The sequence below is a fragment of the Parasedimentitalea marina genome, assembly GCF_004006175.1.
In the GTDB taxonomy this organism is placed as follows: Bacteria; Pseudomonadota; Alphaproteobacteria; order Rhodobacterales; family Rhodobacteraceae; genus Parasedimentitalea; species Parasedimentitalea marina.
In genome coordinates, this window is sequence record NZ_CP033219.1 from 3,586,493 (window position 1) to 3,605,826 (window position 19,334).

Genomic DNA, 19,334 nt, shown 5'->3' on the forward strand with positions numbered 1-19,334 from the left:
CTACACTGTCTTGCTCCAGGACAGTGTAGCGCCCAACTGACGTTCCATCGACATCCCCGGCAGCTTTAAGGCACGAGTAACAAATTTACGGTAGTTTCACGCTCACAAATCAAAATGTGAGTCCAAAAATGTGCCCGCTCAGGATCCTATGTGTCCTGAGCCCAGAATGGCTATGGCACCGGTTTGGATAGAATGGAGCACCAGACATGAAGAAGACCCTGCAGTCCATCGCCTTTCGACTAACCATGCCGATACCCATTTTCATTGTGCTGTGCCTGGGAATCGCCTGGGTTGTCATTCCACGAGTTCTTGAAAGCAATACGGTGTCTGTCGCCACTGTATCGGCCACCAACGTGGCCAATCAGATCAAAGTGATCCGCGGCTACTATACAAGGAATATCATCAAAGACGTCAAAGGATCGGCCGACCTTTCACCCGGAATCAATCACGCAGATGACCCCGGCGTTATCCCTCTGCCTGCGACTTTTGTGCATGATGTGAGCGCCTTATTGGCGGCTCAGGGCACCAGCCTGTCGCTCTATAGTCCTTTTCCCTTCCCCGGTCGTGCGGACCGCGAAATGGATGGTTTCATGCAAGAAGCCTGGGCATATCTGAATGAAAATCCCGAGGGCACCTATAAACGTCAAGAGGTGGAAAATGGCGAGACATTTCTGCGCGTAGCGGTCGCTGACCAGATGGTCTCCGAAGGCTGTGTCTCGTGCCACAATACGCGTGCCGATACGCCAAAATCTGATTGGCAGCTTGGCGATGTGCGTGGCGTGCTTGAGGTGCGCGAGAACATTCAAGCACCTCTTACCACCATACATGAGCTGACCCGTAACATCTTGATTGGCGTTGCGATTGCAGGGCTTAGCCTGATGCTTATCGTGCTCTTCACCACCCGCACCATTACCCGCCCAATCGGCGAGATATGCAAAAGCATGGGTTCGGTGGCAGATGGCGATCTGGACAATGAGGTCCCAACCGCAAACCGCGGCGACGAGCTTGGCCAAATCGGCACGGCACTGGTTGAATTGCAGGGCGTCCTGAAACAGGCCCGCAATGCCGAAGATGACCGTGCAGAACACCAACAGCAGCAATCGAAGGTGGTTGAAAAACTAACCGGCGGGCTGGTCCACCTGGCCAGCGGTGACTTCTCCAACCCCCTGACTGAACCCTTCCCCAAAGAATACGAGCAACTTCGCAGTGATTTCAATCGCACTCTGGAAACGCTAAGCGATACCATTCTTGAAGTGATCAGTTCAGCTGGCAGCATTAAAGCTGGCGCCAATGAAATCAGCCAGTCCTCGGATGATTTGTCACGTCGCACAGAAGGCCAGGCCGCAACCCTAGAGCAAACCGCGGCGGCATTGGATGAAATGACCGCCAGTGTCAAATCAGCCTCTGAAGGCGCGCAGCGTATTGAAACCATCATGGGAGAAGCCAAGACCGAGGCCGTCGAAAGCGATCAAGTGGTGCAGCACGCAGTGTCTGCCATGACCGAGATCGAGAGCTCTGCCCGTCACATCAGTCAGATCATTGGCGTTATCGACGATATCTCGTTCCAAACCAACCTTCTGGCGCTGAACGCCGGGGTCGAAGCAGCCCGTGCAGGCGAAGCGGGCCGTGGATTTGCCGTGGTCGCATCCGAAGTCCGGGCGTTGGCACAACGGTCGTCTGATGCGGCGATGGAGATCAAAACGCTGATCAGCGAGAGCTCCAAGCAGGTCGACCAGGGTGTGGAGCTGGTTGGCAAAGCTGGCGGCGCCCTAAACAATATTGTCACGCGGGTTGATCATATTGCGCAGCTGGTGTCTGAAATGGCTGTGGGGTCCACTGAACAATCCACCGGGTTAGGAGAAATCAACATCGGCATGACCCAGCTGGACGAGGTGACGCAACAAAATGCCGCCATGGTGGAACAGGCTACAGCTGCCAGCCATTTGTTGAGTTCGGATGCCAGTAAATTGTCCGAAATGGTGTCGCAATTCAACATCACTGGCCACGGTAGAGGTGGAAATGCCAGCAATACCATCGCCCCAAGGGCACATGGAATGGACAGAGAAGACGCGCCAGCAGGCCCACGCCGTGCAGTCGCGGCGAACGCAGGTTCAAACTCAAAAGCTGTCTGGGAAAACTTCTAGTACGACGACGCCCCATCCCGCGGTTTCTACCGCGGGATGGGGATTAAATGCAGCTTTCAATCAGCCGTGTTGGCATCCGATACGCGGGATCAGACCAACTCGCCTGCCAATGCCTTATTGATCAGCGCAATGGTGTCGTCGACGCCATACAGCGCGATAAAGCCACCAAACCGGGGGCCTTGCGTCGCACCTAGCAGCACCTCATAGATCGCCGAGAACCAAGCCCGCAGTGGATCAAATCCGTGGATCTTGCCAATGGCAAAAACCACCGACTGCAGGAAATCATCACTGTCAAAATCGACCACTGGAAGCGCGTCATCCTTGCCATCCAGCGCGTTTTTCTTGGCAATCGCGGCCAGCGCCGTCTCGGGTGACTTCAGCGCCTCTGCCAGGTCGGTCAAGGCGGCGCGTTCTTGATCGGTGGGCAAGCGGTATACTTTGGCTGGCTTCACGAAATCATTGAAATAGGCCACCGCAAAGCCCGCCGCCTGATCCAGGGTCGGGTTGCTTTCAGGCGTTGCATCGGGCGCATATTTATTGATGAAACCCCACAGTGTTTCTTTATCCTCAGCATTGGAAACGCTGGCGATATTCAGCAGCATGGCAAAGGGCACCACCATATCCGAGCTGGGCACATTGTGACCGTGGATGTGGAACACCGGGTTGTTCAGACGCGCCTTCAGATCCTGTTTTTCATAAGCCCGCAGCTGTTGATGATACTCATCCACCGCCTTGGGGATCACATCGAAATGCATCCGCTTGGCGGTTTTGGGTTTCAGATACATGAAATACGACAGGCTGTCGGCGCTGGCATAGGTCAGCCATTCGTCAATCGAAATTCCGTTGCCCGAGGTTTTTGAAATCTTCTGACCATTGGCATCCAAAAACAGCTCGTATGAAAAATGATCCGGCGGACGGTGCCCCAGAATGCGGCAGATATTGTCATAGATCGGCGTATTGGTGCTGTGGTCTTTGCCGTACATCTCAAAATCGACGCCCAGCGCCGCCCAGCGGGCCCCAAAGTCCGGCTTCCACTGCAGTTTGACGTTGCCGCCAGTGACCGGCAGCGTCCATTCCTTGCCGTCTTCATCATCAAAGGTGATGCTGTGGGTTTCGGCGCAGACCTTTTTCATCGGCACATATAGCACCCGGCCTGTTTCCGGGTGGATCGGCAGGAAAATCGAATAGGTGGCCGCGCGCTCTTCGCGCAGGGATTTCAGCATCACCGCCATCACTTCGTCGTATTTCTCGACAGCTCGTTTCAGCACCTCGTCAAACTGGCCCGAACCATAGAAGTCAGCCGCCGAGATGAACTCGTACTCAAACCCAAAGGTATCCAGAAACCGTCGCAGCATGGCGTTGTTGTGATGGCCAAAGCTTTCGTGGGTGCCAAATGGATCCGGCACCGAGGTCAGCGGCTTTTGCATATGAGCATGCAGGCTTTCGGCGTTCGGAACATTGCCGGGCACCTTGCGCATGCCGTCCAGATCGTCGGAAAAACACACAAGTTTGGTCGGAATGTCACTGATCACCTCAAAGGCACGTTTGATCATAGTGGTGCGGGCCACTTCGCCGAAGGTGCCGATATGCGGCAGGCCGGACGGGCCATAGCCGGTCTCGAACAAGACAAATCCCTTTTCCGGCGCGCCCTTGGCATAACGTTTGAGCACCTTACGGGCTTCTTCAAACGGCCAGGCTTTGCTCTGCAGAGCTGTTTCGCGCAGATCAGACATGTTTTTCTCCATCGGCGGGCCCGGGTCGGGGCCGCATCGCGTGCCCGGCTGCCCCATGCAGCCGACTGACACGGTCTATTGTGCTAGTGCAGCATGAGTCAATATTGGCAGCGCGTCCTTTGGCCCTCCTCGGGAAGAAATCAGGTTCACTTGAATGATCAGCAAAATATACTTGTCAAATTCCCTGGACCAAACATAATATTCAACCACAGACGGCACATAGACACTCCAGAAAGACTTCAGATTGTTTCGCACACTCACGGCTGAAACCTGGCCTTTACCGCTGATCACCAAATCCCGGTCCTCCTGTCGTGAAATTGCGGCGGTTTTTCAAGGGAGCCCAGCCGAAGCCATTGGACTAATGCCCGGGTGGCTTATTCTGCAAATTGACGGCCTTGCACCCTCGGATGATGCACTGGCCCGATCCAAGCGCGACGGCATCAATATGGTGGCGTTCCAAAACCCCGAAACCGAAGAAATCTGGTCCATTCCGGCCGGCACCTGGCCGCATGGGATCAAGGTCATCCCCTGTGTGAACGATGGGCTCATCACAGATGTAAAATCCTCAAATGCCGATTTTCAGGCACTCCATGCAATCTGGAACCATGGCGACTGGGTCGAATTTGCCAAGCTGAAAGACGCGTTCGAAACTGCGGTGCTTCCGCTGTGGGCAAACTTGATCGGCCGTTTCATGGACTCGGCCCACCGACAGGCCCGGATTTTCGCGTCTGAGGATATCAACAACCTGGTCTTGCTGGCATTAAGCTACAAAGCCCTGGGTCAGGATGATCTGGCCAGACAAGCGATTGATACTGCGGAATACAACCGCGAGAAACAGGGCATGCACCGGATGCCAAGCCAGTATTTTGGCTTGATCTGGTTCATCGACGTCCTGATGAAGCTGGGCATTGGCGCGAGTGAGGAAGCCCTGGAAATGGCTGAAACAGCCGTTGCGGGCTATCCGGAGCTGAACGGGTTGCGGCGTCTTTATGCATCGGTTTCCAACAGGGAAGGCCTGATCTTCTGGTCGCCCCTTCTGGGCAAGCCATTTCCATATGCGTACCGCCTGCCACAGCATGATCCTTTTGCCACTTGGCCGGATGGTCCGCCGGTCTCTCTGCCTGACACGCTGGAAACGCTGCAGAAAGGACAATTTCTGTTGGTGTATTGCCTTGGCGAGTACCGGACCAATGGCCCCTTCCAGCAGGAACTGGAAAACCTGATCGCTTTGTACCAGCTGGATCCTGACAAAATTGCGGATGTGCATGTTATCACAGCCTACAATAAAGACCCGGAAAACAGTTTCTGGTGGGATAAAAATCAGGTCGAGGCCCAGTTGAAATCAACAGGCGTTCCCTACCGTGTGCTAAGCGACCCTCAGGATTCCGCCACTGCACAGCTGAAGGTCGAAGCCTACCCAACCCTGTATATTCTAAACCACGAGGGCATCGTTCTAAGTGTTGAGGGCCTGGCCGAGGAAGACGGGTATTGGCAAGCCATTGGCCGCAATCAGGATCCGGCATTTTTTCAAGATGATCCAACAGACTGATCTATCAAAGCAAACAGGCCCACCCTAGCTTTGCGGTATGGCTGATTGCCGCCCATGGACCGCATGCAGCAGTTGTACCCACCCGGATGCCTGCCTATTCTGCACCTGACACGCAGCCCAAAAGGATACCCCAATGACCGAGACCACGCCTCATCCGCTAACCCCGCAGGATTGCCTTATTGCGATCATGGTGGCGGTGTCGGCTTCGGACGAGAACATCCGCACCTCGGAATTGATTGAGATCCAATCTTCCGTGAACATGCTGCCGGTGTTTGCCGACTATGATATCGACCGGATCAAACGGATGTCACAAACCGTGCTCGATCTGTTTGAGCAGGAAGACGGGCTGGATGCCCTGTTCGGCCTGATCCGCGACAACCTGCCCGAGCGCCTGTTTGAAACAGCCTATGCGCTGGCCTGTGATGTGGCGGCCTCGGATGGGCGGTTGAATGAAACCGAATTAGAGTTCCTGGCCGAAATTCGTTACGAGCTGAACATCGACCGGCTGCACGCCGCCGCCATCGAACGCGGCGCCCGCGCCCGTCACCTGACTTAAATCAAGCGGGATCTGAGGTCTGGGAACTTGCCGGACGTCATATTCAGGGAAACAGCTTTTCGCTTCCCTGAATAAGGCTTTGGGTTCAGGGCTGGAGTATCTGGTCGCGTGTGAAATTTCGTGTTTGCCGTGATCCATCAGCAAAAGTCATTGTTACGCTGACAGTCTCGATCGAGTTCTGATCGAAAGTCCAATACGGCGGATCGGCTTTCGCTGCCCCGGTCGAACAAGACGAGAAGCTCTGTGTCGTGGTCGCACCTCCGTTGACCGAGAACTGCATCTTTTTGATACCGCAGACATAAGGTGTCACGGAGGACAGGTTCAGTGAGTCATACGGCCAGCTTTTGGACACTGTGGCCCAAGGCGTTCCGGCTCGTTTCAACGTGGCCTGATCTTGCGCAATCCGCGAAGAAGACACCGCAGGGGCCGCCGCAGCCGCCGATGGGGTGCGCGCCCGTGCGGCAGACGCAGCTGGTGCAGCCCCAGTTAATTGTGCATTGTTCGCTTCCCAGACTGACCGCGACGGCATGGTCAAATGCCCCATCTGAGCAGGGTTGTCACGCTTGGCTTCTTCGAACATCGCCCGAGCCAAAGCGTAATCATCAGTGATGTCCACGCCCGGATATTGTTGCCGGTATTGCTCTTGAACGCGCCGTTCAGCGGCAGAATCAACCGCCGAATAAAACGGATCCGCAGCACCCGTGGCAAGCACTGCGGCGGTACAGGCCGTTTGAGACAATACCACTGCTAGCAGTCCAACCCTGCTCAATCGCAATTTAGGGTCATTACTTTGAAGTCGAGCGGCACGGCCCAGTGAATTCTTAAACATATATTTTGTGTCCCAAATTTAATTTCTCAGACTAAACGGCACACTTACATTCCAAAGCAACAAAATTCGTCAAATGTAAGACATTTACATCTTATAGGGGAAATCAACCCACTGCCCTGCGCAGACTTTCCCGCGAATGCCGATCTGGCCGACCGGTGGTAGGCGCATAACGGTTGGTTGAAACCATCACTGGTTTAGAAACAGCCTTAACTCCCGTAAACCATACCCCAACGCTCGATCAACTTTTGCTGCATTTTCTTGGCCTTGCGGTTCCAGCCCCGGGCCCCCTCGGGCCGTTCCCGGTCGGCGCGTTTGATCCGGGATCGCGCCCCCTGATCAGCCGCAAAGATGGCAAAGGCCAGCTCGGTCCCATCCGCAGCGGTCATGAAGCCGCCCAACCCCGAGACAAAATTCAACGTGCCGGTTTTGGCATTGACCTTGATCGGGTGGTTCTTGTTCACTTTGCCATTGGCATCGCGCATCAGGAACGGCTTCAACAACGGCTTCAACTGACCACCCCTGCGGGCGGCAACCAGTGCGCCAACCAGGTCGTTGGGCGTCATCCGCGACGCCTCGCCCAGCCCCGAGTGATCCACCAACCGGGTGCCCCGCATATTGTACTTGGCTGCTGCCCACCGGTTCATCGCATCCGCCGAGGCCTTCAGCGAACCGGGACGGCGCCCCCCTGCTGATGTGGCAGACATGCCGATCATCTCGGCCATCAGGTTATTTGAGTATTTCAGCATCCCACGCAGCATCACCGACAGTGTCGCACTGCTGTGCTGCGCCAGCACTTTGCCCTGGGGCAGCGATTTCACCACCTTTGGCTTGCTCAACACGATGCCATGCGCCCGCGCCATGGTGCGAAAAACATCGCCCGCATACTCTGTCGGACGTCGCACCGGCAACCAGCGGGACCCGCCCTTGCCCAATGCCGCATTGGCCACGGTCCAGTGATCCGCGCCCCCCCTGTCGGTATAGGTATAAACCGGAGTGGTCCGCTTCATCACCTTCATCCGGGCTATGGCCACTTCGGGGCGGTATTTTTCAGTGCGGGCATCCATGGTCACGGCCCAGGCCTGCCCTGCCCGTTTCCACTCAAAATGCACCCGGTTATAGTTCAGCGACAACCCCGAAATCGCCGGGCTATACCCGACGTGGTCAGGCTGGCCAGCGTCAATGGTCCGCACATAAGGCAAGCTGCCGTCCCACAGCTTGAAACTGCCCTTAACCTCGCGCACGCCCGCTGTTTTCAGCGCCTTGGCCAGTTGCGCCAGATGATCTGTGTTCAAAGTTGGGTCGCCGCCCCCAACCAGAATCAAATCCCCTTTTACCACGCCGCCAATAACACTGCCCGTGGCCATGATGCGGGTTTGAAACCGGTGTTCAGCCCCCAGCGTATCCAACGCATAAAGCGAGGTCAGCGCCTTGGCGACGCTGGCAGGTGGCAGCCCAGCGGCGCCGTTCTCAGCCTCAAGTCGCAGACCTGTTTTCACATCAGCCACGGCGCAGCCCACCGCTCCGGTTAACTGCGCACGTTGCAGCACAGTCTTAAGCCCGTCGGCCGTGGTGACCGAAAGACCTAGGGCCCTGGCTTGCGGCCGCAAAGAAACGGCCGGGGCGTTAGCCCAAGCCCCACCCGCCCCAATCAGGGCAGAACCAGAAAGCAGAAAAAATCGGCGTGTTACCATATCACTCATAGTCTAATAAAATCATTTCGAAACGGCAAACAATCAGCCGAATAGGGGTTTTTAGTAAGTGCACTGCCTGTTAAAGGTCGACCTATGTTGCAGGCAGTCATTCTTATGTTCATAGCTATGTCAATGATCCCAGCTGGTGATCTATGCGGCAAATTACTGACCAGCAGTGGTATTGCAACACCAGGTTTCATTGCATCGTCGCGTTTTGTGGTCGGCAGCGCGCTGTTGCTGCCCTTTGTCCCGCGCGGCGCCTATGCACTATTGAAAGACTGGCGCATGTGGCTGCGGGCCCTGTTACTGGTCGGTGGTATTTTCTCGGTTCAAACCGCCCTCAAGACCGAGCCCCTGGCAGATGTGTTCGCCGCCTTCTTTGTTGGCCCGATCATCAGTTATGTCCTGTCAGCAATATTCCTGCGTGAGCCGACCACAAAGCTGCGATCTGTGTTGATGTTGGTTGGCTTTGCCGGTGTTATTCTCGTCGTCCGGCCAGGCTTTGGAGGCTCGGTCAACCTGTTGTGGGCCATACTGGCCGGCGGTTTTTACGGTGCATTTCTGACCACGGGCCGGTGGCTCGCCCATCTTGGCTCGCCGCTAGAGCTGAGCCTGATCCAATTGCTACTGGCGGCCCTGTTCATGCTGCCCATTGGCCTGGCGAACCTGCCAGACTTCACTCTCAGCACCTCGGCTCTGACGGTCGGCAGTGCCGCGTTTTCGATGTTGGGCAATCTGATCCTGCTTTACGCCTACAGTAGGGTCGCCGCCACCAAACTTGCGCCCATGGTCTATTTCCAACTGATCGCCGCGGTCACACTGGGCTGGGCCGCCTTTGGCCAACTGCCAGACATGCTGACCTGGCTGGGTCTGGCAGTGGTCGTCAGCGCCGGTCTTGGCTCGGCGATGCTACGACGCTGACCACGCGCCCCGCGCCCGGATCGCAGACGAACTGGCCGCAACCATTGGCACATTGATGAAACACCAGGCTGGTGTACGCGCCTGTGCCAAAAGCTGGCTCTCGGCCTCTTTCAGACGATAAGGCGCATAGATCCGCGCCGCCGGCGACAGTCGCGCCGAGATCCTATCGCCCGGTCGCGCCAATACACCCACCGGCACGGTGTCCAGGATCTGCCGCCAGTCCTTCCAGCGATGAAACTGCGCCAGATTATCCGCGCCCATCAGCCAGACAAAACGCACGCCCGGGTATCGGCGCCGCAGATGCCGCAGAGTCTGCGCCGTATAGCGCGTGCCCAGTTGCGCTTCGGCATCGCTGATATGAATACGCGGGTGCTGCATAACCCTGCGCGCCGCCTGCATCCGCTGTTCCAAAGGGGCCGGCTGATGCGCCTTTAGCGGATTGCCCGGCGACACCAGCCACCAGCCCCGATCCAACCCAAACTGCGTCAACGCCGCGCGACTGATCTGCACATGCCCCTGGTGGGCCGGATCAAAAGATCCACCCAGCAGCCCGACAGTCATACCGGCGCGCAAAAAGGGAAAGCCATGTCTCATCCGGGGCTTGATGCACGGAATTGGTTGGGAAGCCAAGTGTAACCGAGGTCCGTGCCTGACCCTGGGTGGATCCAAAGCGCCCTCCCGTGGGGAGGGTCAGGCGCCGCCCGTGCTCTGCCTTGCCCTCCGCCACACACCCGCTAACGTTGTGAGAATTGTTTTATGAATTGGAGATAGTGATGCGCCTGACCGTACCAGAGCCGAAGATTGAGCTGTACAAAGATGGGTTCAAACCCGGAGAACTAGACCAGCTCAACCGTAAACCAACCGGCGACAAACTCTCCGAACTTGTCGAACGCATTGACGACCCGCTGGTGATCGCACTGGACGGGTCTTGGGGGTCGGGCAAATCGTTCTTTCTGAAGTGCTGGGTCGGGGAGCATCTACAACGAGAAGGCAATACGACCCAGACCGTCTATTTCGACGCCTTCAAGCATGACTTTCTGGATGACCCGCTGATTGCTTTGACAGATGCAATTGCAGCCCGGTTTGAGAAGAACGAGACGCTAACGCCAACGGAACGCGAAGGCCGGGTAAAAAAGCTCAAGAAATTTGGCTGGGTACTGGGCAAGTCGTCGGCAAAAATCGGAGTGTCAGTGGCAGGGCACTATGCCAAAAAACTGGTTGGGGAAGAGTGTCTGGAAGAATTTGGAAAGGAACTTGAAAAGGCTTCCAAAGAGGGTGTTGTCACTGCCGAGGAAGAAATAAAAACTCTGATTGACAGCGAGATTGGCGACGAGGATTCAGAAACATTCTGGCAAGAACAACGCGCCAAGATGGTTGCTATGTCAGCTTTTCGCGCGGCTCTGACTGAGTTGACCGAACCTAAGAAAAACGACAGGGGCTTACTGGCCCCAACCCGCAAGCTGGTCATCGTCATCGACGAACTCGACCGCTGCCGCCCGGATTACGCGCTATCCCTGCTAGAGATCATCAAGCATTTCTTCAACGTAGACGGCGTGCATTTTGTGTTGGGAGTAAACTTGACTGAGCTACAAAATAGTGTTCGAGCGCGATATGGTTCTGAGGTGGATTCTGAGACTTACCTTCAGAAGTTTGTCACAATGCGAATGACCCTAAAAGATAAAACATCTGCAACGCATGACACGAAATCCATTTGGATTGACTACTTTCATAGAATTTCCAAGGAAATGGATTTTCCTAAAGAGACGAGTCAACTGTTGACGACGGTGGAGTTAATTCTTGGACGATTGGTACTGACACGAGACCTTTCATTGAGAGATGTGGAGCGCGTTTTAACAACGCTCGCGACCATACCTGACCTCAAATCCAACTTCTATACGGAAATTGAAGTCGCAATTGGCACAATGGCCGTGTTAAAAGCACTCCGGCCAAGTGTGTATCGCAAGTACAGCGCACTTTCAGAAGAGAAATTTGACGTCGAAGCGCACTTTGACACCTCTCAAATGAAGCAAGATCGACATAGCGAACTAATTGAGTTGGCTTGGAATGCGATAGAAGACTTCGAGATGCTAACAGACGGAGAGAAAGAAGATCTTCGCCAGTTTAGTGATCCGTTTGGGCGCCAGAAGTGGAACGGTCTTTTAGGAAGGGTAGCAAACGATCTATTGGAAGTTTTTGACTTCACAGACTTCTGAGACGCCCTGCAACCATTTTGACCTATTTCAATTCTCTAGAGGATAGCCTCGTTCAACCATCCGCCCGCGCCCGACCTTGGGGAGGTGCAAAGCACCTTCTCCATTTTGCCGAAGGCAAACCTACGGTTTGACGGGAAAGTCAGGCGCGGGTCGGGCCATTGCGTGACGCGTCCCATAAAGGGGGGGGAGGCGCCTTTTCCTCCGCCGCCCCTCAACACGACATTGCCCCCACCCCTACCTTCCGCTATCACTCCTCGCAAATCAAAATCCCCCCATCACGGAGCCCCATCATGGCCGCCTATCAATACGTCTACCACATGCAGGGTGTCTCTAAGACCTACCCGGGTGGCAAGAAATGCTTTGAAAACATTCACCTGTCCTTCCTTCCCGGTGTCAAAATCGGTGTGGTCGGGGTCAACGGGTCCGGTAAATCCACCCTGATGAAGATCATGGCCGGTCTGGATAAGGACTTCACCGGCGAGGCCTGGGCGGCTGAAGGTGCCAAAGTTGGCTATCTGCCGCAGGAACCCAAGCTGGACGCCTCGCTGACCGTGCGTGAAAACGTCATGCTGGGTGTGGCCCCGAAAAAGGCCATTCTGGACCGCTATAACGAACTGGCGATGAACTACTCGGATGAGACCGCCGACGAGATGGCCGAGCTGCAGGACAAGATCGACGCACAGGATCTGTGGGATCTGGACAGCCAGATTGACGTCTCGATGGAGGCCCTGCGCTGCCCGCCGGACGATGCCGAGATTGCCAACCTCTCGGGTGGTGAACTGCGTCGCGTCGCCCTGTGCAAACTGCTGCTCGAAGCGCCGGACATGCTGCTGCTGGATGAACCGACCAACCACCTGGACGCCGAAACCATCGCCTGGCTGCAGCAGCACCTGATGGATTACAAAGGCACCATCCTGATCGTCACCCACGACCGTTATTTCCTGGACGACATCACCAGCTGGATCCTGGAACTGGACCGCGGCAAGGGTATCCCGAACGAGGGCAACTATTCCGACTGGCTGGAGCAAAAGGCCAAGCGTCTGGCGCAAGAGGCCCGCGAGGACAAATCTAAGCAGCAAACGCTGGAGCGCGAGCTGGACTGGATGCGTCAAGGTGCCAAGGCCCGTCAGGCCAAGAGCAAGGCCCGGATCAACGCCTATAACGATCTGGCCGAACAGTCCGAGCGCGAGAAACTGACCCGCGCCCAGATCGTCATCCCCAATGGCCCGCGTCTGGGCAACAAGGTGATCGAGGTCGAAAATCTGGCCAAGCACTATGGCGACAAACAGCTGGTCGAGGGTCTCACATTTGACCTGCCGCCCGGTGGGATTGTCGGCGTGATCGGCCCCAACGGCGCCGGTAAATCCACTCTGTTTCGCATGTTGACCGGTCAGGAACAGCCGGATCAGGGGTCCGTCAGTTTTGGTGACACCGTTAAACTGTCTTATGTGGATCAGTCGCGTGATGACCTGAACGACAACGAGACCGTCTGGCAGGCGATCTCAGGCGGGGCCGAGATCATCGAACTGGGCGATGCACAGGTCAACTCGCGCGCCTATTGCTCGTCCTTTAACTTCAAAGGCGGCGACCAGCAGAAACCACTGAACCTGCTATCCGGTGGGGAACGCAACCGTGTCCACATGGCGCGTTTGTTGAAAGAGGGCGGCAATGTGCTGCTGCTCGATGAACCGACCAACGATCTGGACGTGGAAACCCTGCGTGCGCTCGAGGACGCGCTGGTCGATTTCGCCGGCTGCGCCGTGGTGATCTCGCACGATCGTTTCTTCCTGGATCGGATCTGTACCCACATGCTGGCCTTTGAAGGCGACGCCCATGTGGAGTGGTTCGAGGGCAACTTCGAGGACTACGAGGAAGACAAGAAACGCCGTCTGGGCGCCGATGCGCTGGAGCCCAAGCGGTTGAAGCATAAGAAGTTTGTGCGGTAACGCTCAAATAAAGAGTGCGTGGTGTACTTTTGCGCCACGCACTCTAACTTCAATTAATAAGGCGATCCACCGCTTGGAGAACATGTTCTTCGTATTCTCCAACACTGTCAAAAGCGTCAAACAATGAGTCATCCTCTCCGAACAGATATGCGCACACTTTTTTAGGGTCTTCTATCAGATCAGCCTTGTGTAACTCCCCTTTATCAATTGCATGTGCAATTTTCTTTGCAGTAAACGAAGTGGGTGGTCTTCTGGCTGTATGCCTCGACCTAGAAGGGCGTTCCCCACTGTCCATGGACCGTTCAATTCTCGACATTTGGTTGCGCAATGAGGACAATTCCGACGCTAGGAATTCTTGCTTAGACACTTCTTTTGTGTCTAGTCCCTTGACCTCGAATTTTCCAAAGTGCTTTAGAAATGTTGTGTAATCCGACTTTTTAGAAGCCTCCACAGTAGCCTTAATCTTCTTGGCCAAATCAGTTTTAAATTTTTGGATGGAAGAGTACCTTAGATCTCTTGGATACTCTAAATGCTCAATTGGAGAGGTATCAAAACTGTACGAAGTTTGATCATCCTTGATGACAATTGCAGGCTTATCAAATGCCAGTCTCAGCCCTAATTCGAACATGACGTTTGCATTCTTCGCGCTCACATCACATACGACTATTTCGCTGTCATACAGGTTTTGAACAATTCTTGTTTGAATAACACCAACGTCGTCTGACTCGCTTACAATTTTGGCCTTATAGCCTGCGTTTTCTGTAGCTTCAGCGACTATTCCGAGCACTTCTTTCCAGTGTGAAGCAGAACAACCATCGATTTCGGATATTGGCATTACAATACCGCACATTGGCCTTTCTGGCTCAACATCGGGAGTAGACGATTTTCCGTTCGCAGATTTATTTTTTGCAGACATATGGCTCTCATTTTTAAACATTCACGTAAGAGTTGCACATCTGGAAGAAAAGCTCCACCTATACCACACTTAGTGGGCAAGCTTCTTACTGTTACTAGGTCCCCCCAAACAGAAGGCCCGTGCCTGACCTTGGGGAGGTGCAAAGCGCCTTCGTCATGCTGAAAGCATGCCTCCGGCATGACGGGAAGGTCAGGCGCGGGCCGTGCGGCTTTGCCTTACGTCCCAAAGGGGGAATTTCTGCTGGTGGTGGCTTTGATTTGAACTGTAGGTGCGCAAGGGCTCCGCCCGTTCTTACCTCAAACAGTCTCTCAGACTGTTTGACGCTGCGCGGATCGGTTCGAACTCCACGGGGGGAAGGTCAGGCGCGGGTCGGGCCACTGCGTGGCACGTCCCAAGGGATTAGCCCCTACCCCATCACAACCTTCGCGCCGACAGCATCCAGATGATGATCCACCAGCTCCGTCTGCGCGGCCTCCAACGGCTGATGGCGTGGATAGATCGGGGTGGCGCGGTCGTTCAGGATCGGGGCGTCCCAGCCGTCGGTGCTAGCAAAGAACTCTGCCACGCCCGCCGCGCCAAACACCTGCTTATAGCCCTGCACCACCACATCCAGATAGCTTAGCAGGATCGGATGCAGATCTGATCCGGGCATCTGCGCCGATTGCGGCACTGCGTAGACTGAAATCTCGGGGCTTGCGTCCATCTGGTGCTGAACCTCAGCTGATGCGGGCAAACGGTCATAGGCAAACTCGCGTTGATCCAGCGCATCCCAGTCCGCCCCCGGCACCGCCGCGATCAGCCCATCGATCGTACTGTCGCCGCAGGGCACCGCTGTCAGAAACGCCACCTCACGCAACCCGGTATGCACCCAGGCGCGGCGCCAGCCGGACAGGCGCGCGGGCTGCGGGTCGTGGTAGTCATGGGTCGCCAGATTTACCAGGCTGCCATAGCCAAAAAAGTACGGGGTGGACATCAAATCAGGGCCTCGCTGGCAGTCAGGTCAGAGAATTGATGTATGTCAAACCGCTTTTTGTCGCACTGTGCAATACAGAATGCACATATCCCATTGGAGTATTCCAAATGCGCATTACCAAAAGAACCAACATCGCCGTGCGGCTGCTGATGTTCTGTGCCGCAAACCCCGACCGTCTGGTCACCAAAGCCGAGATTGCCAAGTGCTGTAATGTCTCGGAAAACCATCTAGCCCAAGTGATCAACCAGTTGGGACAAATGGGTTTTCTAAACACTCAGCGCGGTCGTAACGGTGGCATGAACCTGGCCAGACCGACCTCGTCCATCCGCATCGGAGACGTGTTCCGCATGGTCGAAGGTGAGCTGCCAATTGTCGAGTGTTTTGCCGATTCGGACAACACCTGCCCCCTGACAAACGCCTGCCGCCTGAAGTTGGCACTGACCGACGCGGCGCAGGCCTTTTATGCCTCGCTGGACGATATCACGCTGGAGGCGCTGGTCTGTGACAATCTTGACCTGATGGAGATCCTGCAACCAATCCGTTGCGGCCACGTCTAAGCGACCGCAACGCTGATGCTGTTGCATCACCGGGATCCACCCCGGCGATAACGCTTATTCGCGAGACCTGAGTTGCCCCGCCGGACGGCTGGCCAGCGGTTGCCAGGCAAACACCAGTCCGGCCAGCAGGGTGGCCAGCACGCCACCGGCGATGATAGCCAGCGCATTGGGCCAGATCACCTGATAGCTGATCTCGAACACATAGGTGTTCACCGCCCAGGCCCCGGCTGTTCCGGCCCCCAGCGCCACCAGACCAGCCCCTGCCCCCAAAATAACCGAGCGCAGGGCAAAGCTGCCCAGGATACGGCCCCGGGAGGCACCCAGGGTTTTCAGCAGGGCGGCCTCGTAACGACGGGCGGGTTCCCCGGCCGCAGCCGTGCCCAGTAGCACAAGAAACCCGGTCAGCAATGTGGCCGCAGCCCCGTAGGCCGTCGCAGAAGCAATCTGACGCAGCACCTCTGAGACCCGCTCGATCGCGTCTCGCACCCGGATGGCAGTGACATTGGGCATGTCGCGCCCCAGGTCCCGCAAAATCTGCGCTTCGGCCTGTTCGTCCGAATAGACGGTGGCTATGAAACTATGCGGTGCAGCGGCCAGAGCGGCCTCGTTCAGCACCAGCACAAAACCCATGCCCGCACTGGAAAAATCCACTGCGCGCAGGCTGGTAATGGTGGCTGTCATCTCGCGACCCAGAATGTTCAGGGTCATGGTATCGCCCAACTCCAGCCCCAGTTCCTCGGCCTCTTCTGCGGCAAAGCTGATTTGCGGTGGGCCGCTATAATCCTCGGCCCACCATTGCCCGGCAACCACATCCGTGCCTTCGGGCTGCTTGCCGGCATAGGAGATCCCCCGGTCACCGCGTACCACCCAATGATCGCCCGCCACCTCTTTCGCAGGCAGGCCGTTGATCTTGGTGACAACGCCCCGCAGCATCGGTGCGCTTTCCATTTTGGAAACCGCTGGATCCTCGGTGATACGTTCGGAAAATGCGGGCATCTGGTCGCGCTGGATATCAACAAAGAAATAGGACGGCGCGCGGTCAGGCAGGTTGTCGCCAATGGCGCGGCGCATATTGCCGTCGATCTGGCCAATGGCGGCCAGCACCGTCAGTCCCAGCCCCAGCGACAGAACAACCGGGGTGGCCCCGTCGCGGGCGGTGCCAATCGCCGACAGCGCCCAACGCAGGGCCGGACGGCCCCGCACCAGCCGGGTGGACCTGCGCGCCACAGCGCCCAGCACCACTGCAGCCAACAGCAGCACTGCAAGTGCGCCAGCCAATCCGGCAGCGCTCCATAGTGTCAGCTCAGCAGAGCCGCTGAACCACGCCGCCGAGCCTACCAGCAGGGCCAGGGCCAGTGCGGTGGCCAGCAGATAGCGGGGCGCTGGCAGAGAGTTGCGCCCGGCAAAGGCATCGCGAAACAGCGCAGCGGCGCGAATGCGTTCGGCGCGGGCCAAGGGCCACAGGGTAAAGATAAACGCGGTCAGCCCGCCGTAGATTGCCGCTTCGGCCAAGGCCGGCAGGGACAGTGAAAAATCCGCCGGAAACGGCAGTTGTGCTGCAATCAGTGGCCCCAGCAACACCGGCCCCAAGCCGCCAATCCCCAATCCGATGGCGATCCCCAGCAGTGCCAGCGCACCAATCTGCAGGAAATAGGTCAGAAAGATTGTGGACCGGTCCGCGCCAAGGGTGCGCAGAATGGCAATTGTGGATGTTTTGGTCGCCAGATAGGCCCGCACCGCAGCCGAAACACCAACGCCGCCAACCGCCAGCCCGGACAGGCCAACAAGGATCAGAAACGAGCCCAGCCGCTCGACAAAGCGGGTAATGCCGGGGGCGCCATTGCGCGCATCGCTCCAGCGCATTCCCATGTCACCGAACTGGTCCTGCGCCTGCTGGCTGATCACCTCCAGCTCGGTGCTCTCTGGCAGGTCCATGCGGTATTTGGTTTCAAACAAAGTGCCGGGCGACAGCAGGCCCGACGATTGCAGCGCCTGGGTCGCGACCAGAGTGCGCGGGCCAATGGTAAAGCCCGAGGCCGCCGCATCAGGTTCCAGCACGATATCCGCCATCAGGCGGAAGTCCTGCGTGCCCAATTGAAAGATATCGCCATGTTGCAGCCCCAGACGCGCCGACAAAGCCAGTTGCATGACCGCACCCGGCACGCCGCCGGCGCCAGCCAGAGCCTGCTCTAGTGGCATCGATGGCTCCAGCTCTACAGTGCCGATCAGCGGGTACAGATCATCCACCGCCTTAACCTGCGTCAGGGCGCGATCCTCGCCCACCACGGCCATGGAGCGGAACTCGGCAATCTCGGACACGGCCGTGGCGCGACCTGCCATCCAGGCGCGGGTGTCGTCGTCGGCAAAGCGATAGGTGAACTCCATCTCGGCGTCGCCGCCAAGGATCACCGCGCCCTGACTGGACAGGCCGTTTTCGATCGAGGCCCGCACGGTGCCAATGGCCGCGATCACCGCAACGCCAAGCGACAGACAGGCCAGAAAGATACGAAAGCCGCGCAAACCACCACGCAGCTCGCGCCGGGCAAAGCGCCAGGCCAGCGACAGGGGCTTCATTCTGCGGCCTTTTGAGTGGCGGCCAGATCCAGACGGCCATCGCGCAGATGCACCACCCGATCACAACGCGCCGCCAGTTCCGGCGCATGAGTGACCATGATCAGGGTCGCACCATGCCGGTCGCGCAGATCAAACAGCAGATCCATAATGGCCCGGCCGTTGGCCTCGTCCAGATTGCCGGTAGGTTCGTCCGCCAGCAGGATATCAGGGCGCGGCGCCACTGCACGGGCCAGCGCCACGCGCTGTTGCTCGCCACCGGAGAGTTGGGCCGGGAAATGCCCGGCGCGCGCGCGCAGACCCACGGCCTCCAGTTCCGCCTGCGCCCGCTCAAAGGCATCGGCGTGACCGGCCAGTTCCAGCGGCGTGGCGACGTTTTCCAGCGCGGTCATGGTGGGGATCAGGTGAAAGCTCTGAAAGACCACACCCATGTGATCCCGGCGGAACCGCGCCAGTGCATCTTCGTTCATCGCGGTGAGATCCTGCCCCAACGCTGTGATCGTGCCGCCACTGGCCTGCTCCAGCCCGCCCATCACCATCAACAGCGACGACTTGCCCGAACCCGATGGCCCGATCAGCCCCAATGTTTCGCCTGCCGTGACCTCGAGATCGATCTGATGCAGGATTTCCACCACTCCGGTATTGCCATTCAGCGACAAAGACGCTTCTTGGAGACGAAGAATTGGAGCGGTGGTTTGCATTGTCATATTGCCGTACCTATTTGGGTTATCGTTG

15 protein-coding genes are annotated in these 19,334 nt (G+C 57.0%); 7 read left to right on the forward strand and 8 right to left on the reverse strand.

Annotated elements, in window-relative coordinates:
• The first annotated feature begins 206 nt into the window (after window positions 1-206).
• Window positions 207-2,144 carry a methyl-accepting chemotaxis protein gene (locus EBB79_RS17235; protein ID WP_127750056.1) on the forward strand — a complete coding sequence of 646 codons (1,938 nt, stop codon included), beginning with the start codon at window positions 207-209 and terminating at the stop codon, window positions 2,142-2,144.
• An 89-nt stretch (window positions 2,145-2,233) separates the two neighbouring features.
• Here the strand turns inward: EBB79_RS17235 and EBB79_RS17240 are convergent, their stop codons facing one another.
• Complete coding sequence (locus EBB79_RS17240) at window positions 2,234-3,877, reverse strand: lysine--tRNA ligase (protein ID WP_127750058.1); 1,644 nt, start codon at window positions 3,875-3,877, stop codon at window positions 2,234-2,236.
• A 244-nt stretch (window positions 3,878-4,121) separates the two neighbouring features.
• On the opposite strand from EBB79_RS17240, the gene EBB79_RS17245 reads away from it, so the two are divergent.
• Window positions 4,122-5,426: a thioredoxin domain-containing protein gene (locus EBB79_RS17245; RefSeq protein WP_127750060.1), complete on the forward strand. Its 1,305-nt coding sequence runs from the start codon at window positions 4,122-4,124 to the stop codon at window positions 5,424-5,426.
• Between the two features lie 133 nt (window positions 5,427-5,559).
• Window positions 5,560-5,982: a tellurite resistance TerB family protein gene (locus EBB79_RS17250; RefSeq protein WP_127750061.1), complete on the forward strand. Its 423-nt coding sequence runs from the start codon at window positions 5,560-5,562 to the stop codon at window positions 5,980-5,982.
• Between the two features lie 85 nt (window positions 5,983-6,067).
• Here EBB79_RS17250 and EBB79_RS17255 read toward each other — a convergent pair whose 3' ends face one another.
• A complete protein-coding gene (locus EBB79_RS17255; RefSeq protein WP_238704942.1) occupies window positions 6,068-6,727 on the reverse strand; it encodes a hypothetical protein in 660 nt (219 codons plus the stop codon).
• 290 nt (window positions 6,728-7,017) lie between these two features.
• Complete coding sequence (gene dacB / locus EBB79_RS17260; protein ID WP_127751049.1) at window positions 7,018-8,502, reverse strand: D-alanyl-D-alanine carboxypeptidase/D-alanyl-D-alanine endopeptidase; 1,485 nt, start codon at window positions 8,500-8,502, stop codon at window positions 7,018-7,020.
• A 114-nt stretch (window positions 8,503-8,616) separates the two neighbouring features.
• Here dacB and EBB79_RS17265 point away from each other — a divergent pair, with 114 nt between their 5' ends.
• The gene (locus EBB79_RS17265) at window positions 8,617-9,423 is read left to right on the forward strand and encodes a DMT family transporter (RefSeq protein WP_177627829.1); all 807 of its coding nucleotides are present in this window, start codon (window positions 8,617-8,619) and stop codon (window positions 9,421-9,423) included.
• Here the strand turns inward: EBB79_RS17265 and EBB79_RS17270 are convergent.
• Complete coding sequence (locus EBB79_RS17270; protein WP_127750066.1) at window positions 9,412-10,017, reverse strand: nicotinate-nucleotide adenylyltransferase; 606 nt, start codon at window positions 10,015-10,017, stop codon at window positions 9,412-9,414. The two genes, EBB79_RS17265 and EBB79_RS17270, sit on opposite strands and share 12 nt — an antisense overlap.
• Window positions 10,018-10,196: 179 nt before the next feature.
• Between EBB79_RS17270 and EBB79_RS17275 the strand changes: the two genes are divergently transcribed.
• On the forward strand, window positions 10,197-11,636 hold the full coding sequence (locus tag EBB79_RS17275; RefSeq protein ID WP_127750067.1) for a KAP family P-loop NTPase fold protein: 1,440 nt from the start codon (window positions 10,197-10,199) through the stop codon (window positions 11,634-11,636).
• A 290-nt stretch (window positions 11,637-11,926) separates the two neighbouring features.
• Complete coding sequence (gene ettA, locus EBB79_RS17280) at window positions 11,927-13,582, forward strand: energy-dependent translational throttle protein EttA (RefSeq protein ID WP_127750068.1); 1,656 nt, start codon at window positions 11,927-11,929, stop codon at window positions 13,580-13,582.
• A 49-nt stretch (window positions 13,583-13,631) separates the two neighbouring features.
• Here the strand turns inward: ettA and EBB79_RS17285 are convergent, their stop codons facing one another.
• Both EBB79_RS17285 and EBB79_RS17290 read right to left on the reverse strand, forming a co-directional pair.
• Entirely contained in the window at window positions 13,632-14,498 is an 867-nt protein-coding gene (locus EBB79_RS17285) for an RNA helicase (protein WP_127750070.1), read from the reverse strand.
• Between the two features lie 406 nt (window positions 14,499-14,904).
• Complete coding sequence (locus EBB79_RS17290) at window positions 14,905-15,471, reverse strand: gamma-glutamylcyclotransferase family protein (protein ID WP_127750071.1); 567 nt, start codon at window positions 15,469-15,471, stop codon at window positions 14,905-14,907.
• Window positions 15,472-15,578: 107 nt separating this feature from the next.
• Here EBB79_RS17290 and EBB79_RS17295 point away from each other — a divergent pair, with 107 nt between their 5' ends.
• Window positions 15,579-16,028, forward strand: a complete 450-nt coding sequence (locus tag EBB79_RS17295) for an RrF2 family transcriptional regulator (RefSeq protein ID WP_127750072.1) — start codon at window positions 15,579-15,581, stop codon at window positions 16,026-16,028.
• 54 nt (window positions 16,029-16,082) lie between these two features.
• On the opposite strand, the gene EBB79_RS17300 is transcribed toward EBB79_RS17295, so the two are convergent.
• Entirely contained in the window at window positions 16,083-18,602 is a 2,520-nt protein-coding gene (locus EBB79_RS17300; protein WP_127750073.1) for an ABC transporter permease, read from the reverse strand.
• Window positions 18,599-19,300: an ABC transporter ATP-binding protein gene (locus tag EBB79_RS17305; protein ID WP_420850413.1), complete on the reverse strand. Its 702-nt coding sequence runs from the start codon at window positions 19,298-19,300 to the stop codon at window positions 18,599-18,601. Before EBB79_RS17305 ends, EBB79_RS17300 begins: the two co-directional genes overlap by 4 nt.
• Window positions 19,301-19,334: the final 34 nt, after the last annotated feature.

Coding starts and splice junctions, on each gene's coding strand:
- dacB (WP_127751049.1), bottom strand. CDS start 8,502: ATGGTAACACGCCGATTTTTTCTGCTTTCTGGTTCTGCCCTGATTGGG.
- EBB79_RS17295 (WP_127750072.1), top strand. CDS start 15,579: ATGCGCATTACCAAAAGAACCAACATCGCCGTGCGGCTGCTGATGTTC.
- EBB79_RS17305 (WP_420850413.1), bottom strand. CDS start 19,300: ATGCAAACCACCGCTCCAATTCTTCGTCTCCAAGAAGCGTCTTTGTCG.
- EBB79_RS17300 (WP_127750073.1), bottom strand. CDS start 18,602: ATGAAGCCCCTGTCGCTGGCCTGGCGCTTTGCCCGGCGCGAGCTGCGT.
- EBB79_RS17290 (WP_127750071.1), bottom strand. CDS start 15,471: ATGTCCACCCCGTACTTTTTTGGCTATGGCAGCCTGGTAAATCTGGCG.
- EBB79_RS17285 (WP_127750070.1), bottom strand. CDS start 14,498: ATGTCTGCAAAAAATAAATCTGCGAACGGAAAATCGTCTACTCCCGAT.
- EBB79_RS17265 (WP_177627829.1), top strand. CDS start 8,617: ATGTTCATAGCTATGTCAATGATCCCAGCTGGTGATCTATGCGGCAAA.
- EBB79_RS17250 (WP_127750061.1), top strand. CDS start 5,560: ATGACCGAGACCACGCCTCATCCGCTAACCCCGCAGGATTGCCTTATT.
- EBB79_RS17275 (WP_127750067.1), top strand. CDS start 10,197: ATGCGCCTGACCGTACCAGAGCCGAAGATTGAGCTGTACAAAGATGGG.
- EBB79_RS17270 (WP_127750066.1), bottom strand. CDS start 10,017: ATGAGACATGGCTTTCCCTTTTTGCGCGCCGGTATGACTGTCGGGCTG.
- EBB79_RS17240 (WP_127750058.1), bottom strand. CDS start 3,877: ATGTCTGATCTGCGCGAAACAGCTCTGCAGAGCAAAGCCTGGCCGTTT.
- ettA (WP_127750068.1), top strand. CDS start 11,927: ATGGCCGCCTATCAATACGTCTACCACATGCAGGGTGTCTCTAAGACC.
- EBB79_RS17235 (WP_127750056.1), top strand. CDS start 207: ATGAAGAAGACCCTGCAGTCCATCGCCTTTCGACTAACCATGCCGATA.